The sequence below is a fragment of the Burkholderiales bacterium genome (assembly GCA_035518095.1).
Taxonomy (GTDB): domain Bacteria; phylum Pseudomonadota; class Gammaproteobacteria; order Burkholderiales; family JAHFRG01; genus JAHFRG01.
In genome coordinates this window covers 1-17,271 of the sequence record DATIXX010000074.1, presented here as the reverse complement: position 1 = coordinate 17,271, position 17,271 = coordinate 1, and the positions used below count along the sequence as shown (strand labels likewise).

Sequence of the window (17,271 nt, the reverse complement as noted above, 5' to 3'; positions counted from 1 at the left end):
TTTTAGTGAATGGTAAGGAGTTAAGCGTAAAGAGTACTTACCTGTCCCACGCGTCGCACGTCACCTTTTATTCAGAATACAACCAGGGATAGCGCTCACGATGCTTAGTCTCGAACGCCCTGATTTTATCCGCGTTTTGCAATGTCAAACCAATTTCATCAAGCCCGCTAACAAGGCGGTTTTTTTGGCGCGGATCGATATCGAATTTAAAGATCTGCTTGGCCGGCGTGGTAACGGTTTGCGCGGCCAAATTCACCTTAAGCCGATAGCCAGGTTGCTCGGCTACTTCGCGGAATAACTGCGCTACGGAAGCGGCGTCAAGCTCTATCGGCAATAACCCGTTTTTACAACAATTGTTATAAAAAATTTCGCCAAAACTGGGCGCGATCAGCGCGCGGAAACCATAGTCGAGCAGCGCCCACGGCGCGTGTTCGCGGCTTGAGCCGCATCCAAAATTCTCGCGCGCAAGCAGGATTTGCGCGCCCTGGTAGCGCGGCTGGTTAAGGACGAAATCCGAGTTCAACGGGCGGCTGCGATTGTCCTTGCCCGGCTCGCCGTGATCCAGGTAGCGCCAGCTATCAAACAGGTTGGGTCCGAAGCCGCTGCGTTTGATAGATTTAAGAAATTGCTTGGGGATGATCGAGTCGGTGTCCACGTTAGCACGATCCATAGGCACGACCATTCCGTCAAGCTGGATGAATTTTTCCATCAGTACCCGCTATCGTCGTCAGCTTGACTATGACTATTCGTCTGGTCCGGCGCAGTAACGTTATTGCATGAGCTTGCCATCGAATTGCACCCGGCGAGCGGCCAAGCCAATAAACCAAGCAACAAAATAACCCTGAACGTTTTCAACTCTGTTCCCAAGTTAGCTGTAATTGCCGCGCACATCCACAAAATGCCCGGCAATCGCAGCTGCCGCTGCCATTTCTGGGCTTACCAGATGAGTCCTGCCGCCGGCGCCCTGGCGCCCCTCAAAATTCCGGTTGGAGGTCGAGGCGCAGCGCTCGCCGGGCTGTAGGCGGTCGTCATTCATACCCAAGCACATGGAACAGCCCGGTTCGCGCCACTCAAAACCGGCGTCGACAAAAACTTTGTCTAGACCCTCCGCTTCGGCCTGGCGCTTGACCAATCCTGAACCCGGTACCACCAGCGCCAGTTTAATATTGGACGCAATATGCCTGCCGCGCACGACCTGCGCCGCAGCACGCAAATCTTCGATTCGCGAGTTGGTGCATGAGCCAATAAAAATCTTGTCAAGCTTGATTTCCTTGATCGGCGTATTCGGAGCGAGTCCCATATAGGTTAGCGCCCGTTCCATCGCTTGGCGCTTCACCGGATTGGTCTCGCGCGCGGGATCGGGAACACGGTCATCCACGGTGCCGACCATTTCCGGCGAAGTGCCCCAGGTCACCTGCGGCTTGACGTCTGCTGCGGAAAGGCGAACGACTTTGTCAAATCGCGCGTCCTCGTCGCTTTTAAGAGTCTTCCAGAAGCTTGATGCCCTCTCCCACATTCCGCCTTTAGGTGCGAATGGACGACCCTTTACATACCCCAGCGTGGTCTCGTCCACGGCTATCATTCCGGCGCGCGCACCGGCTTCAATTGACATGTTACAAATGGTCATCCTGGCTTCCATGCTTAAAGAACGTATGGTGCTGCCGGCAAATTCAATTGCATAACCGCTGCCGCCGGCAGTGCCAATTTTGGCGATGATCGAGAGCATAACGTCTTTCGCCGTGACACCTTTATTTAGCTCGCCCTCCACCACGATTTGCATCGCCTTGGATTTTTTTTGAGGCAGGCATTGAGTGGCCAGCACATGTTCGATTTCAGAGGTACCGATGCCAAACGCGAGCGCCGCAAACGCCCCATGGGTGCTGGTATGCGAGTCGCCGCAGACTACCGACATTCCAGGAAGCGTCGCACCCTGTTCCGGGCCGATAACGTGAACGATGCCCTGGCGCGGGTCCAGGAATGGAAAGTACGCTTTGGCGCCATACTGGCGTATGTTGGCGTCCAGTGTCTCCACCTGCAGGCGCGATATCGGGTCCTTGATTCCTTCATTCCACGCTACGGTCGGCGTGTTGTGATCCGCTGTCGCCAACACCGAATCCATGCGCCAGGGTTTTCTTCCGGCGAGCTTCAGCCCCTCGAACGCCTGCGGACTGGTCACTTCATGCACCAAGTGACGGTCGATGTAAATCAAAGCCGTGCCATCGGGCTCTTCCTGCACCAGATGGCTGTGCCAAAGCTTATCGTAAAGGGTTTGACCGCTCATCACGTAAGTACCTCAAATAAGCTATAAATTATTACATATTGAGAGGCGCTAGAACAGGTTCCAGTTCAGCTCCTAAGCCTAAATTTCCAGACTATCAGCAAAAGCCCGCACAGCGCGAAAAGCGAAGCCATACTGAACGTTAGGCTTGCACCCAAGTAATCCCAAAGGTAACCGCTAATCAGCGCGCCGAACGTGCCGCCGGCACCGAAAGTAAGGCTGGTATAAAGTGCCTGCCCCGTGGCCTGATGCCTGCCGCGGAAGTAGTGATGGATGGCCGCCATCGCAGTGGCGTGATAAGTACCAAAAGTCGCAGCGTGCAACACCTGCGCAAATAAAATGAAAGCTACGGAATTGACCAACCAGCCGATCAAAAGAAAGCGGATGACGGCAAGTGTAAAACTCATACCTAGAATCTGCGGAACGGAAAAGCGCTGCATGATGCGCGGCATGCCGATGAATGCCGCGATCTCACAAATCACACCCACCGCCCACAACCAGCCTATTGCGCCCTTGCTGTATCCGTGTGCCACTAAATATAGGGAATAGAAAGTGTAAAACGGTCCGTGCGCGGCTACCATCAGGAAGCAAGCAGCGAACAGTGCTGCAACTTCCGGTCGCCTGATTATTTGCGACACCGGGAAGCGGTCGGTGTGGTGGACCGCGGTTTCGATCTCAGGAATATAGCGCGAAAAAACAAGAATTCCCGCAATTGTCCCCAGCACTAGCCAAAGCAGACTGTGAACGTGTGCAACGTCCAAGATGTAACCAGTGCCTATGACAGCGATGATAAAGCCGATGGAGCCCCATAGTCTCACCCGCCCGTATCGCGCAGTGCTGTCCCCCAGGTGACTGAGGGTGATCGCTTCCACCAGCGGCAACGATGCGCTCCAAAAAAAACTCAGCAGCGTCATGACCCCAAACATCCACCAGAAACTCCTGCCGAAAAATACTCCGAGATAGCTTGCAAAGCTTAATGCCCCGGCGATTTGGACAATTCCAGCGCGCTTTCCGCTGCGGTCCGCCAACCAGCCCCAGAGCGTAGGTGCAAAAATGCGCGTTACCATCAATAACGACATCAGTACGCCGATTTCCGAAGCGCTGAAACTTAGGGATTTGAGGTACAGACTCCAATAAGGCGAAAACGCGCCGACAAAAGCGAAATAAAAAAAGTAGAAACTGGAGAGACGCCAGTACGGATGGCTTGGCATGCGCGAAGAACGCGGGTTTCTAGCGCTGGCGCTTCAAGTATTCAAACCAGGGTTTCCAGTAGTAACTTTCCAGCCACGGGTTACGCCTCGTAAATCATGCCGCGGGATATTCACGTGAACCAGATCAATCTGCGCACCACGCCCGTACTTGCTGAACATCAAGATTAAGATTGAATCCGGATGCGTTTTCTTCCACTTGCGCGAACGCCACGACTGAACAATAAGTTCTTTCGCAACAATCAGCAGATTCTTGCCCGAAAGAATGCCGTTAAATGCAGTAAAGCGTCTGCTGACCGCCTTGCCGATTGAAACCCTGCTGCCGAGTATCGCGGCGTGCCTTCTAGAGCTGAGGTATGCATCAAACAAACTCTCAGGCGACGCACTGAACCGTATCGACTGCCTGGTAATATTCATCAGGCCTCATCCGGATCCGGATTTTCTTTGGGCATAGCTTTGCTGTCGGAATGCGTGTCTTTTTCAGCTCGCGATGGGATTGTAGGCGTTGGACACCGCACATCCGCATTTTGGCCACGGTGGCGCAGCGCATGATCCATAAGCACCAGCGCCAGCATGGCCTCGGCGATCGGAGTGGCGCGAATGCCGACGCACGGATCGTGGCGTCCGTGTGTTTCGACCACGGTGGGCTTGCCCTGTTTGTCAATGGAACGACGCGGCAGGCGAATGCTCGAAGTAGGCTTCACCGCGATATTGACCACGATATTCTGCCCGGTAGAAATACCGCCAAGAATTCCGCCAGCGTTATTGCTCAAAAATCCTTGCGGAGTCATTTCATCCGAATGCTCGCTTCCCGCTTGTTTGACTGAAGCGATACCCGCGCCGATTTCCACTGCTTTCACTGCGTTGATGCTCATCATGGCGTGGGCGATATCCGCATCCAGCTTGTCGAATACCGGCTCACCCCAGCCCACCGGTACGTGCTCTGCGATCGCTGTAATTCTTGCACCGCAGGAATCGCCGGATTTCCTGAGCTTGTCCATGAATTCCTCAAGCTGCGGAACCATGCTGTCGTCCGCAGCAAAAAACGGATTGTCCTTCACCGCGTTCCAGGTTTTGAACGGGATTTCGATGGGGCCGAGTTGCGACATGTAGCCGCGGATCACTACACCGTATTTCTCATTCAGCCATTTCCTGGCAATTGCTGCCGCTGCAACACGCACTGCCGTCTCGCGAGCCGATTGTCTGCCCCCGCCACGGTAATCGCGAGCGCCGTATTTTTGCCAGTAGGTGTAATCGGCGTGCCCGGGACGGAAGGTGTCCATGATATTTCCATAGTCTTTGCTGCGTGCGTCTTCATTGCGGATCAAGAGCGCTATCGGCGTGCCAGTGGTTTTGCCTTCAAATACGCCGGAAAGGATTTCCACCGTGTCGGATTCCCTGCGCTGCGAGACATGGCGCGAAGTGCCGGGTTTGCGGCGATCCAACTCTTTCTGAATGTCCTCCGCAGTAAGCGCCATCCCGGGAGGGCAACCGTCGACCACGCAGCCGATCGCGGGCCCGTGCGATTCACCGAAGGAAGTCACGCAGAAGAGTCGTCCCAGGGTATTGCCTGACATGATTTTCCTCGAAAAAAATAGCAATAAAGTTTAACATATCCCCTGTGTATTTCAGTGGAGTAAAGGTGTCTTCCAACAACGATCCGGATAATCTTAAGGGCCCCGGGGGTTTGACCCTGCGGCAAATCCATGAACAGGTGAAGTGCGGCGTGGAGCGCGACCGCCAGGCGGCGAAAACCAAAAATAAACTCGCGCAGAAGCAAAACCGTTGGCAGCGCTTCGTGCGCTACGTGTGGGACAGGAAACCAAGATGAAAAATGTGTTAATGGCCGCAAGCGGCAACATCGTGCAGCAAAACCCGCGGCACGCTATTTAGTCTTGTACGCCTCGCGCCAGAGAAAATAAGCCAGCGCACCCGGAATAAACAAGCCGAGCACGCTCACCCACATCGGAATCACAAAGCCGTTCACGGTAATGTCCCAGTCGAATACGAGCCTCAATAAATGTACAATCGCCACCAGAATAAAAATGGCTACTGCAGTAACGGTAAATGGTTTCATATGCTTTCCCTTTGCAAATTCATGCGCGGATAATGGTCTTGATCATCTCCATGCCCCAGCCGACTCCGAATCCAGTTATGTCCGATGCGACCGCCCCTAAGCCCCCTTTGCAGCTGCTTGCAGACAAATCGACATGCAACCACGGCAGATCGTGCACAAAGCGCTTGAGGAAGCACCCCGCAAGGATGTGGTCAGCTTCGCCATCAAGCGTGCACTGCTTAATATCTGCAATCTTGCTATCCAGCGCCTGCTCGTAATCCTCATCCAGCGGAAACAAGCACATCCTCTCGCCACTTGCCTTGCCCGCTGCGACCGCCTGCGCCAGCAAACCCTCGCGATTGCCTAGCACCCCGGAATAGCGCTCGCCCAGCGCCACCACCATGCTGCCGGTGAGTGTGGCGAAATCTATGATCACTGCAGGTTTGCCTTTTGCTGCCATGGTCAGTGTGTCTGCCAGTACCATGCGTCCTTCGGCATCGGTATGCACAATTTCGATGGTGGTCCCGTTGAGCGCTTTCACCACTTCGTTCTGCTTATAGGCCTTAGGACCGATGTGATTCTGCGCAATCGCTAACCAGCAATCGACATTAACCGCGAGCTCCGCCCGTGTCGCGCCGAGCAGAATCCCAAGGCACACGGCCGAGCCGTTCATGTCTTGGTGCATGCCGTGCATGGAACGGGCCGGTTTGAGGTTGTGTCCGCCGGTGTCGAAGCAGATGCCTTTGCCCACCAGCGCCAGCGAGTGTTTTGCCCGCCTATGACGATAGCGCAAATGCACGATCGCGGCGTCTTCCTCAAAACTGCCCTGCGCAACCGCGACAAATGCTCCCGCTCCCATTTTGCGCAGTTTTTGCAGCCCGAATTCCTCATGCTCCCAACCGCAATCTTTCGCAATTTTCCTGATGCGCTGGCGGTACAGCTCCGGGGTAAGTTCGTTGGGGGGCAAAATGGTGAGTTCACGGCACAGCACGTTGCCTTCCGCGCGCGCCCGCAGCGCTTCAAAACCGTTACTTTCAGGGGCGCCATAAATCGCAATTGCGGCAAGCGATTTGAATTGCGGTTTCTTTTTCCTCTGCGGCAGTTCGGCCCCATTGGCCCAGGCTACGTACGCCGCAAGGTGCCCGGCCTTTGCACGTTCGTCACGAGTTCCATGAACCGAGATACAAAGCGTCTTCGGATTTTCCTCAAGCAGCGGCTGCACCGCCTTGCGCAACACGGTGTGCTGTTCGAATACGGGTTTGGTCAAATCCAGCATTGTCCATGCCGCCAGCCCGCCGTGCGGAAGCGTGCCAAAAAGCGGAGTGCCGGCCAGTTGTGAAGCTTTCATCGCGCGGCGTTTCAACAGCGCCCGCAACGTTTCCGATCCCGGAAAAACCGGAAGCTGTTCGCTCTTCGGGAGTACGAACAGAACGTGGGAGATCTCTGCAAGCTCAACAACGGACAGCACTGACGCGTGCGGCGCAAGTTTGGCCAGCATGGGTACCTTGGTGCGGTAAAATAAAAATTATTGCTGGATTATAACCAAGCTTCCGGCCTGCGAATCAAAAGATTTTCAGAACCCGTTGCCCGGCAGCCGGTTTTAACTTAGGCTCTCAAGAATGCGCCAGTACTTGGACTTGATGCAGCACATCCTCGATCGCGGTGTACCGAAAAATGACCGCACCGGCACCGGTACCTTGAGTATTTTCGGCCATCAACTGCGTTTTGACCTTAATGCCGGGTTTCCGCTCCTTACCACCAAAAAAATCCATGTGAAATCCGTCATTCACGAGTTGCTGTGGTTTCTCAAAGGCGAGACCAACATCGACTACCTTAAGAAAAATGGCGTCACTATTTGGGATGAATGGGCAAACGAAAAAGGGGACCTTGGGCCGGTGTACGGCTTTCAATGGCGCTCCTGGCCCACGCCCGGCGGAGGACACATAGACCAGATTGCCAGAATTATCGAGGAAATCGGGAGAAATCCGGATTCTAGGAGGCTTGTAGTTTCAGCTTGGAACGTGGCGGATCTCGACAAAATGGCGCTCTTGCCATGCCACGCGTTTTTCCAATTTTACGTTGTTCGGAAGAGGCTTTCCTGCCAGCTTTACCAACGCAGCGCCGACGTGTTTCTCGGCGTTCCTTTCAACATTGCGTCCTACGCGCTGCTAACGCAGATGCTGGCGCAAGTCTGCAAGCTCACGCCGGGTGAATTTATCCACACTTTTGGTGACGTCCATCTGTACCTTAATCATGTGGAGCAGGCCCGTGAACAGCTGTCGCGGCAACCGAAGAAACTGCCGGTGATGCACATTAATCCTTCGGTCAGTAATATAAATGACTTCAAGTACGAGGATTTTCGTTTGCAAGGGTACGAGCCGCATCCAGCGATCAAAGCGCCGATCGCTGTGTAGTGCCCGTGAAGAAAACAGCAAAAGACGAGATGCCTCCGTTCCTCGATCTTCGATCCCTCAGAAGATCCGGTTCATAAAGACAGTGAGCAGCAACGCAAATATACGGTAAGGTTGACGAAGCGGTAATTCCACCTGCGCTGAAAAATATCATCGAAGCAGCTGTTATAATTTCCCGCGGGTGAATTCTGGATTTCACGCCGCGCAGGATCGGTCATCTTTACCCCTGCCTAAATCCGCAGCGTCAGGGCGTTTTTGACCGATACCACACCGCGCACACCTGATGCGATGCGCCCGGCCTTTCGTACCTGGCTTTGATGTTCCACGAATCCGCTCAGTAGAACATTTCCACGGTAGGTTTCCACGCTCACATCCTGCGATTTCATGTCCGGGTCCTCGAGTAAGGCGGCTTTGACCTTCGCGGTAATGATGTCGTCATCCAGATAGCGCTCCGCGTTTGCGCGCTGCAATGCTGTTTCCGCGGCAGCGTATTCGTTCACATCCAGCTTCCCATCGTGGTTGGCATCGGCATCTGCAAATATCCGCAATAAATCCTCGCGTTTTTTCAGCTCGCTTTTGCTTAAATAACCGTCGTGATTGGCGTCGTATCTGTTAAATGCTGCGATAACGTCAGCGTTCACTTTCACCGGATCATCCTGCGCAAATACAGGAATGCACGCCAGCAATACAAGCGCGGCGGCACTCTTGCAAGTTTCCGCAATCATAATTTCTCCTCCAACTCTCCGCTCTCTGAAGTTCTGGCAACCGCGCGATACCCATTGCAGGCAACGTGCCAGAAGCACAATTGCCATATAATTCAATACGGTGAGATTAAATTGCATCGATAAACTTTTGAAACTGTGTCGCCGAGCGGCGACGGCAACGACCGGATGCATTTCATTCCATTGAAAGACGGCGGCTTTTACAGTCTTTAAATGGCGACAAGCGCCCGATTTTCAGGACTTGCGGATCTTAAATAACGCCGGATCAAGTGCGTGTCGTTTGAGCAACTTGTAAAACTCGGTGCGGTTACGCTTTGCCAAGCGCGCGGCCCGCGTCACATTACCGTTGGTTATTTTTAAAAGCTGCGCCAAATATTCGCGTTCAAAATGTTTCTTGGCATCGGCCAGTGAAGAATAGTCGTGCTCTTCATTGCCGTGCAAGGCTTTCTGCACCAGCGTCAGGGGAACGATCGGGGTCGTACACAGCGCCACTGCCTGCTCTATAACATTAAGCAGTTGGCGAACATTGCCGGGCCAAGGCGCGCTAACCAGCTGCTCCAGCGCTTCCAGGGCAAAACCGTTTATGTTTTTGTTGTATTTGGCACTTAGTGTTTTGAGAAAATGGCCAGCAAGCAGCGGAATGTCTTCACGACGCGCCGCAAGCGGCGGTATCTTTAGCGATACCACGTTCAGCCGGTAATAGAGATCTTCTCGGAATTTGCCCGCTGCCATCTGAACTTCCAACGTGTGGTGGGTGGCGGAAATAACTCTGACATCAACCGGAATCGATTGGGTGGAACCCACGGGGCGCAACTGTTTCTCCTGCAGCACGCGGAGCAGCTTTACTTGCAGTGCGAGGGGCATATCGCCGATTTCATCGAGAAACAACGTGCCTCCATTTGCCGCCTGGAACAATCCTTTCCGGTCCTGAGTGGCTCCAGTAAAGGAGCCTTTCACGTAGCCAAATAGCTCGGACTCCAGGAGATTTTCCGGTATCGCGCCACAGTTTATCGCGACAAATGGCTTGCCGCTTCTCGGGCTGGCTAAATGAATGGCTTGCGCCAGCAATTCCTTTCCGGTGCCGCTGTCTCCCTGGATCAATACGCTGGCATCACTCTCCGCAACCAGGCGTGCCTGCGAAAGCACGTCTTCCATGACCGGGCTGCGGGTAAGCAAATCTTTTCGCCAACCACTGTCTTTCTCGCCGGGACTAATTCCGGTGGCCCCGCCAAGTTTGATCGCAGCTTCGACTTGGCTCAGCAATGTCTTGCTTTCAAAAGGCTTGGTGAGGAAGCCAAAAACGCCGCGCTTGGTCGCGTCAACCGCATCCGGAATCGAGCCGTGCGCGGTCAGAATAACTACCGGCAGCGTGGGGTTGGTTTTGTGAATCGCCTCGAACAATGCCATTCCGTCCATGCCGGGCATGCGCAAATCGGTAATCACCAGATTCGGCATTGATATAGAAAGCCGGGCCAGCGCCTGTTCGCCGCTTTCCACGGACTCCACGTCATAGCCCGACGCATTCAGCCTCATCGAAATCAGACGCAACAGGCCGGGATCATCATCTACCAACAGAATGTGCGGTTTAAAATAGCTCATCTCGTTATAACGGGTTGCGACTGCTGGCGCTCGTTTATGCTTTTTTCAATACCCTTTAGCGCTTCAAGTTTTTGCTCCAGCTCATCGCTTCGGCTCTGCTCGGTTTTTAGCCTGCCTTTCAGTTCCTCGAGCTTTCGGTCCTGCTCTTCATTGCGGTTTAGTTCTGCTTTTAGCTTTTCTTCCTGCCGCTTATTCTCCGCAACATAGGCGGACAGCAGCATGGCAAAATCCCTAAGTTGGGTATTGTCATTTGCGCCAGTCGCGAGATACTCCTTAAGCAGGACGAGTGCCTTGGAGCTGTCCTTGAAGTTCGCGTTCTGCAGGCTCAATAATAGCGCCAACTGTAGTCGATTTTGATTGTTTTTGTCTTTGATATATGCCTGATTTACAGCCATATACTCTTTTTTCAGTTCTTCACCAGACATATTCGAAACATAACGATAATAGGCCAAATATCCGTCAACATCATCCGGCTTTTCGAGCATCTGACGCGCAGCAGCGGGCTGCGCACTTTTCATAGTGGTACAGCTGCAAAAAATCAAGCTGCATGCCACTAATGCCACACCCGGGAGAAATCGGCCATCGAATCTCATTCGCCGGCCCGCCTGCACGGCAATGTAACCCGGAAATGCGCGCCGCCGTTCGCATGATCAAGGATTTCTATGCTTCCTCCGTGGGCAATAACGTGCTCCTTGGCAATCGCCAAACCGAGCCCCGTCCCTTTGACCTGACTGCCGGGCACATGTTTCCCCTGGAAAAATTCGTCGAATACCCTGCTCTTATCGTGCTCGGTTATGCCAGGACCGCTGTCTATAACGTCGAGCTGCAGCGCATTGTCGTCGCGTTCAAGATAGACTTCTATGGCTCCATTCGCCGGAGAAAATTTGATAGCATTAGACAGCAAATTATCCACTATAACTCTCAGTTTTCCCTCGTCGCCAAGAACCGAAGTATCGCAACAGCGCGTATTTAATTCCAGGCCCTTTGCCAGCAATGCCAGCTTCTGGTCTGCCGCCACCTTGTTTATGATCGATTTTAGGTTTACCGGCTTGAGATCAAGCGCCGCGTTACGAAACTTGCTGGCATGGTAGCTTAACAGGCTTTCGATCAGTACCTGCAATTGTAAGCTGCTTGCGCGCAGGATTCCCGCGATTTCCCGCTGCTGCCCGGTCAATTTGCCCCCAACTTCATCGCTCAGCAATTCGCTGCCCTCGCGAATCGCGGTAAGCGGCGTCTTTAATTCATGCGAGATGTGTCGCAGAAACCGTGTTTTCTGCTGTTCGAGCTCGATCAGCCGCGTCCTTAGCCAATCCAGTCTTTGGCCCAAATTTTCCAAATCTTGCGGCCCACTGACCTCGATTGGAGACGAAAATTGTTCGCTGCCGAGATTACGTATCGCGCTATCCAATTGTCGAATCGGGCGCGCAATCAAAATCGTGAAGCCCACCGCCAGCAGGACCGCGATCGGCACCGACGCAAGAACCTGCCACATGAGAATCCTTTGTGCATCATACGCGGTCCGCTGCAACACGTTGACCTCCCGATCGACCAGCAGGTTGCTCTGCGCTAGAATCGACTGGGCGGCATCCGAGAGCAGTACGTACTCGACCGCCATCGACCGGCTATCGCGCGGGTCCAGCGGATTTTTTTGAACATTTGCGTATAACTTTTGCTCGCGATCTACCAGATCGTCCAGTCTTTTTCTTTGCTCCGCCGCGAGCGGCAGGCGGGCAAGTTCCGTCGCCGTCTGACGGAAGTTCCGATGAGAGGTGGCATAATCTTCAAGTAGACTCTGGTCGCCCAAAATGACAAATTGCCGTATCGAGCGCTCCATTTGCGTGAGTTGCTCCACGAGGATGCGGCTCCCCTGGGTCGCCTGCACCGCCTGATACACGGCCTTTTGGCTTTGATTGGCGAGTCGGTCCACGTAAAGTGCGGCATTAAAAAACGCGAAAAACAGAGGCAACGAGACCAGGACAAATCCCATCAATATCAGCTGCAAAAACGATTTCGGATAATAGAACTTCACTGAAGCGCCTGCGGCCCTGATTTATAATCCACGGATTGCCAAATTAGCTTGCTAAATACGATAGCATAACCATGCCAGGCCCCGCTTCTACGACGTCCTCCACGTTTACCCGCAAGTCCGGCAAACATATTTCCATAATCGCCGCGATGTCGAGGAATCGCGTGATCGGCAAAGGCAATCGCATACCGTGGCGGCTGCCAGGCGAGTTGCAAATTTTCAAGAAAGTTACCATGGGGCATCACGTGGTGATGGGGCGAAATACCTACGAATCGATTAACCGCCTGCTGCCCGGTCGGACCATGGTTATAGTCACCCGAAATCGGAATTACAAGGTCGCAGGTGCAATTGTGGTGAATTCCCTGCAACAAGCGCTATCGGTCTGCGATTCCGACGATGAAATTTTCATCATCGGCGGCGCCCATTTATTTGAGTTGGCGCTGCCTCAAGCCGACCGCATTTACCTCACGACAGTTCAAGCGGATATAGAGGGTGACACGTTCATGCCCGATTTAGATTTATCAGAATGGAGTCAAGTCTCGACGCAAGCGTTCAAGGCGGACGAAAAAAACCCATTTGACTTCCATTTTTCCGTCTATAAGAGGGTCCGAAATCTGGGGCGAATAAAAACGGATTACGACCTAGCGTAATCCGCTTGCCCTGCAATACACTAAATTACGATTACGCCCGGCAACGGAAAGCCGTTGAAATTGCTGGCGTACGAACTAGTGTAGGCACCGGCGTTAGGGATGTAGATGTAGTCACCTTCTTGGACGTCTTCCGGCAGCATATGATCGCGCATCAAGACGTCCATCGAATCACATGTCGGTCCGGCCACCACCCATGGAATAGGCCCGCCTTTACGGTCAGTGCGGACCTCATAAATAAGGCCCTCCTGCGTCTCGATGATGCCGCCAAACACGCCTGCGTCCCAGTACATCCAGCGTTTGCCGGCGCGTGTCGCAGTTCCAATGACGCGGCAGACAAAGTACGCTGCATCGCTTACCAAATAGCGGCCCGGCTCGGCCATGATATGTATGCTATCAGGCACATTGGCGATCGCCGCATTCACAACCTCGGCAATGACCTCGATGGAAGGAATGGGTTTAACGTGCCGCACCGGATAACCGCCGCCGATATTTAGCAGGCGCGGGTTGAGGCCGTTCGTCCGCATGTCCTGGAATATTTTAAGTGCGCTCTCTATTCCGACCCTCCAATTCTGGGGGTTGCGGCACTGGGAGCCGACGTGGAAGGTCACGCCAGCAAGATCCGCTCGCAAATCGACCGCAGCGCTGATAATATCCCGGACTTCAGTGGGGCGCGCGCCGAATTTGCCAGAAAGCGGCCAATCACTGCCGATGTTCGGTGTATCAATGCGCAAATACAGCTTAGCATCGGGCTTTACGGACACAATTTTGCGCAGCTCCTCCACACTGTCTACCACGAACCACTCTACCCCTTTAGCCGCTGCGTATTGTACGAATTCGCGCGACTTTATCGGGTTGCTGTAATAGATTTCCTGCGCCTTCACTCCAAGACCGAGTAGGAGATCAAGCTCGGCGGTCGAGGCAATTTCGAATCCGGCGCCTTCCTCGATTAGGGTCTCCAGGACCCTGGGATGAGGGTTGGCTTTCACCGCGTAGTGCGGATGCACGCGTGGCATGGCGTTTTTGAAGCGGCGGATTTTGTTGCGGACAATGTTGGAATCTACCAACAGAAAGGGCTTGCTGTAACCCTGGTCCAGGGCGCGCCGGACATGTTCAAAGTCCAGACTGACTTCAGGGTGAGTGTCGAATATATTTTCGTGCTTAACTCTTCGTCGTACTGCGGTGCGCATTTGCATCGAAATCTCCTTCAGCCGAGGCGCTACGTAACAGGAATATGTACGTTAATAAGACCATCAAAAGCCACGCTGAAGTATCTCCCCTCGCTTGTCATGATGACCTCCTAAAGAGCCAGGTGCTGTGCAATAAAAAACCGCGAATTATACGCCCCTGTCAGGGGGCTGCAAGACAAATTTTCTACAAGTAAAACTTTTTCGAATACTAGGAGCGGGACTAGGAAATAGCAAGGAAAATTTTCACCAACCGCAATACTACAACTTCGGCGGGGAAACTCGGGTCTGAGAGACTAAATCTTAGGTAGGGTTACGCCCTGCTGGCCCTGGTATTTGCCGCCACGATCCTTGTAGGACGTGGAGCAAACCTCATCCGACTCAAAGAAAATCACCTGTGCAACCCCTTCATTGGCATAGATTTTTGCTGGTAGTGGGGTCGTATTGGAAAACTCGAGCGTCACAAAACCCTCCCACTCGGGTTCCAGTGGCGTCACGTTAACGATGATGCCGCAGCGCGCGTAAGTGGATTTGCCCAGACACAACGTCAGCACATTGCGGGGGATGCGGAAATACTCGACGGTGCGCGCCAATGCGAAGGAATTCGGCGGGATGATGCAAATGTCGCCTTTCACATCCACGAACGAATTGGCATCGAAGTTCTTAGGGTCCACAATGGTGGTATTGATATTGGTGAACAGCTTAAATTCATCTGAGCAGCGAATATCGTAGCCGTAACTCGAAGTGCCGTAGGATACGACCTGCCGACCGTTGAGCTGTTTTACCTGATTAGGCTCAAAGGGTTCTATCATGCCGTGCTTTTCCGCCATGCGGCGAATCCATTTATCTGATTTGATCGACACGAGCGAGGATTCTTAGGTATTTTGAATTACAATCTTTGGGAAGAGCGCGGTCCTGTCTTGCGCCTGCTCAGCAATTTTTAGCGCCGCTTTTCGGGCAATGCTGCGGTAAATCTGGCTTACGCGCCCGTCCGGATCAACGACTACTGTCGGTTTGCCGGAATCCGCATGCTCGCGAATGTTAATGTCCAGCGGGAGCGCGCCCAGAAACTCGACCTTGTAGTCCTGGCACATCTTTTCACCACCGCCGGCGCCAAAAATATGTTCCTCGTGTCCGCACCGGGAGCATATATGGGTACTCATGTTTTCCACGACGCCGATGATGGGTATGCCGACTTTCTCGAACATCTTGAGTCCTTTGCGTGCATCGAGCAGCGCGATATCCTGCGGCGTGGTCACAATTATTGCGCCGGTCACCGGAACTTTCTGAGCCAGCGTCAATTGAATATCGCCGGTGCCCGGAGGGAGATCCACGACCAAATAATCCAGTTCGCGCCAGCGGGTTTCTGTAAGCAGCTGTTCCAGTGCCTGGGTCACCATCGGACCGCGCCATACCATTGGCGTCTCGACGTCGATCAGAAACCCTATGGACATCGCCTGCAGGCCGTGCGCTTCCATAGGCTCGAGGCTCTTGCCGTCGCGCGATTCCGGGCGACCCTGGATGCCCAGCATGGTGGGCTGCGAAGGGCCATAAATATCCGCATCCAGTATCCCGACCGTTGCGCCTTCGGCCGATAGCGCCAACGCCAGGTTGACCGCGGTGGTCGATTTTCCCACCCCGCCCTTGCCAGAGGCCACGGCAATGATATTTTTGACGTTCGGGATGAGCTTCACCCCGCGCTGCACGCTGTGTGAGACGATTTTGGTGGTAACGTTCACGCTGATATTGCCTATGCCCGAAAGAGTCTTAAGCTTGGCAATAACCTGCTTGCGGATCTGCTCGCTTACGCTCTTCGCCGGATAACCCAGCACAATCTCGAGCGAAACGTCGTTGCCGTCGACCTTGATGTTCTTGGCCGATTTAGTGGAAATAAAGTCCTTGTGAGTATAGGGATCCGCGAATTCCTTGAGTGCGGACTGAACCTCCTGCTCCGAAATAGCCATTACATCTCCTCGAATCGATTGCACCACGCGCTAGTAAAAGTTTAAACAATTATACTCGCGGCGAATACTAATCGGAGCTACGCTTTGATACAATTCGATTTTTCAAGCCCTGCTGGGTCTCGTGACGCGCAAAATCCTGGTCACCTCCGCTCTACCCTACGCCAACGGCGCAATCCACTTGGGACACTTGGTCGAATACATCCAGACCGATATCTGGGTGCGTTTCCAGAGAATGCAAGGGCACAAGTGTTACTATGTCTGTGCCGATGACACCCACGGCACACCCATCATGCTACGGGCAGAGGCCGAAGGGATTACACCTGAAGCCTTGATTGAACGCATGCACGGCGAGCACCTGCGGGATTTCAAGGGTTTTCATATTGAATTCGATAACTATTATTCGACTCACTCGCCGGAAACGCAGCAATACGCCAACGACATTTACGCTAAGCTCGACAAATCGGAGCTTATCGAGAAGCGTGCTATCGAGCAGCTCTATGACCCGGTCAAGGAAATGTTCCTGCCTGACCGCTTCATCAAAGGCGAGTGCCCAAAGTGTCATTCAAAAGACCAGTACGGCGATGCCTGTGAAGTCTGTGGCTCAGCCTATTCGCCCACCGAATTGATTAATCCCTATTCAGCCGTTTCAGGCGCCAAGCCGATAACTAGAAAATCGGAACACTATTTTTTCCAACTGGGCAAATGCGAGGCGTTCCTCAAGAAATGGACTCAATCGGGCGAACGGCTGCAGCCGGAAGCAGCGAACAAACTTAAAGAGTGGTTCGCTGGCGGCCTGCACGATTGGGACATCTCACGCGACGCGCCCTACTTCGGCTTTCCAATTCCAGGCACGGAAAACAAAAAATTCTTCTACGTCTGGCTCGATGCGCCTATAGGCTACATGGGCAGCTTCAAGAACCTTTGCCAGCGGGAAGGAATAAGTTTTGATGACTATTGGAAAACGGACTCTAACGCCGATCTGTATCACTTTATCGGAAAGGATATTCTTTACTTCCACGCGTTGTTCTGGCCTGCGATGCTTAAATATTCCGGCTACCGCACGCCCACCAAAATTTTCGCCCATGGTTTCCTTACCGTGAACGGCGAGAAGATGTCCAAATCGCGCGGCACCTTTATCACCGCGGAGAGTTACCTTAAGCAGGGTCTCAATCC

At 53.4% G+C, this 17,271-nt stretch carries 18 protein-coding genes; 4 read left to right on the top strand and 14 right to left on the bottom strand.

Annotation, left to right across the window (positions count from 1 at the left end; all coding sequences use genetic code 11):
* Positions 1 to 67: 67 nt before the first annotated feature.
* The 5 genes from leuD to aroC all read right to left on the bottom strand — a co-directional run bounded on the left by leuD (position 68) and on the right by aroC (position 5,063).
* Positions 68 to 709: a 3-isopropylmalate dehydratase small subunit gene (leuD, locus tag VLV32_11795; GenBank protein ID HUL42567.1), complete on the bottom strand. Its 642-nt coding sequence runs from the start codon at positions 707 to 709 to the stop codon at positions 68 to 70.
* A gap of 159 nt (positions 710 to 868) precedes the next feature.
* A complete protein-coding gene (leuC, locus tag VLV32_11790; protein ID HUL42566.1) occupies positions 869 to 2,281 on the bottom strand; it encodes a 3-isopropylmalate dehydratase large subunit in 1,413 nt (470 codons plus the stop codon).
* Positions 2,282 to 2,346: 65 nt separating this feature from the next.
* A complete protein-coding gene (locus VLV32_11785) occupies positions 2,347 to 3,489 on the bottom strand; it encodes an MFS transporter (protein ID HUL42565.1) in 1,143 nt (380 codons plus the stop codon).
* 33 nt (positions 3,490 to 3,522) lie between these two features.
* A complete protein-coding gene (locus tag VLV32_11780; GenBank protein ID HUL42564.1) occupies positions 3,523 to 3,903 on the bottom strand; it encodes an SRPBCC domain-containing protein in 381 nt (126 codons plus the stop codon).
* Entirely contained in the window at positions 3,903 to 5,063 is a 1,161-nt protein-coding gene (aroC, locus tag VLV32_11775; GenBank protein HUL42563.1) for a chorismate synthase, read from the bottom strand. Before aroC ends, VLV32_11780 begins: the two co-directional genes overlap by 1 nt.
* Before the next feature lie 65 nt (positions 5,064 to 5,128).
* On the opposite strand from aroC, the gene VLV32_11770 reads away from it, so the two are divergent.
* Positions 5,129 to 5,317 (top strand): hypothetical protein, encoded by a 189-nt coding sequence (locus tag VLV32_11770; GenBank protein HUL42562.1) that lies wholly within the window; start codon positions 5,129 to 5,131, stop codon positions 5,315 to 5,317.
* Between the two features lie 54 nt (positions 5,318 to 5,371).
* Here the strand turns inward: VLV32_11770 and VLV32_11765 are convergent, their stop codons facing one another.
* Positions 5,372 to 5,563: a hypothetical protein gene (locus VLV32_11765; protein ID HUL42561.1), complete on the bottom strand. Its 192-nt coding sequence runs from the start codon at positions 5,561 to 5,563 to the stop codon at positions 5,372 to 5,374.
* A gap of 19 nt (positions 5,564 to 5,582) precedes the next feature.
* Complete coding sequence (locus VLV32_11760; protein ID HUL42560.1) at positions 5,583 to 7,040, bottom strand: leucyl aminopeptidase family protein; 1,458 nt, start codon at positions 7,038 to 7,040, stop codon at positions 5,583 to 5,585.
* 121 nt (positions 7,041 to 7,161) lie between these two features.
* Between VLV32_11760 and VLV32_11755 the strand changes: the two genes are divergently transcribed.
* The gene (locus VLV32_11755) at positions 7,162 to 7,956 is read left to right on the top strand and encodes a thymidylate synthase (protein HUL42559.1); all 795 of its coding nucleotides are present in this window, start codon (positions 7,162 to 7,164) and stop codon (positions 7,954 to 7,956) included.
* 227 nt (positions 7,957 to 8,183) lie between these two features.
* Here VLV32_11755 and VLV32_11750 read toward each other — a convergent pair whose 3' ends face one another.
* The 4 genes from VLV32_11750 to VLV32_11735 all read right to left on the bottom strand — a co-directional run bounded on the left by VLV32_11750 (position 8,184) and on the right by VLV32_11735 (position 12,303).
* Positions 8,184 to 8,678 (bottom strand): BON domain-containing protein, encoded by a 495-nt coding sequence (locus tag VLV32_11750; GenBank protein HUL42558.1) that lies wholly within the window; start codon positions 8,676 to 8,678, stop codon positions 8,184 to 8,186.
* A 231-nt stretch (positions 8,679 to 8,909) separates the two neighbouring features.
* A complete protein-coding gene (locus tag VLV32_11745) occupies positions 8,910 to 10,274 on the bottom strand; it encodes a sigma 54-interacting transcriptional regulator (protein HUL42557.1) in 1,365 nt (454 codons plus the stop codon).
* Positions 10,271 to 10,792, bottom strand: a complete 522-nt coding sequence (locus VLV32_11740; protein ID HUL42556.1) for a hypothetical protein — start codon at positions 10,790 to 10,792, stop codon at positions 10,271 to 10,273. Before VLV32_11740 ends, VLV32_11745 begins: the two co-directional genes overlap by 4 nt.
* Before the next feature lie 71 nt (positions 10,793 to 10,863).
* The gene (locus tag VLV32_11735) at positions 10,864 to 12,303 is read right to left on the bottom strand and encodes an ATP-binding protein (GenBank protein HUL42555.1); all 1,440 of its coding nucleotides are present in this window, start codon (positions 12,301 to 12,303) and stop codon (positions 10,864 to 10,866) included.
* Positions 12,304 to 12,374: 71 nt separating this feature from the next.
* Between VLV32_11735 and VLV32_11730 the strand changes: the two genes are divergently transcribed.
* Positions 12,375 to 12,950, top strand: a complete 576-nt coding sequence (locus VLV32_11730) for a dihydrofolate reductase (GenBank protein ID HUL42554.1) — start codon at positions 12,375 to 12,377, stop codon at positions 12,948 to 12,950.
* Positions 12,951 to 12,970: 20 nt separating this feature from the next.
* Here the strand turns inward: VLV32_11730 and VLV32_11725 are convergent, their stop codons facing one another.
* The 3 genes from VLV32_11725 to apbC form a co-directional block, all read right to left on the bottom strand.
* A complete protein-coding gene (locus VLV32_11725; protein ID HUL42553.1) occupies positions 12,971 to 14,143 on the bottom strand; it encodes a type III PLP-dependent enzyme in 1,173 nt (390 codons plus the stop codon).
* Between the two features lie 287 nt (positions 14,144 to 14,430).
* On the bottom strand, positions 14,431 to 14,997 hold the full coding sequence (gene dcd, locus VLV32_11720) for a dCTP deaminase (protein HUL42552.1): 567 nt from the start codon (positions 14,995 to 14,997) through the stop codon (positions 14,431 to 14,433).
* A 12-nt stretch (positions 14,998 to 15,009) separates the two neighbouring features.
* Positions 15,010 to 16,098 (bottom strand): iron-sulfur cluster carrier protein ApbC, encoded by a 1,089-nt coding sequence (gene apbC, locus VLV32_11715; GenBank protein ID HUL42551.1) that lies wholly within the window; start codon positions 16,096 to 16,098, stop codon positions 15,010 to 15,012.
* A 112-nt stretch (positions 16,099 to 16,210) separates the two neighbouring features.
* On the opposite strand from apbC, the gene metG reads away from it, so the two are divergent.
* On the top strand, positions 16,211 to 17,271 hold a 1,061-nt coding region (gene metG, locus VLV32_11710; protein ID HUL42550.1), incomplete at its 3' end, for a methionine--tRNA ligase.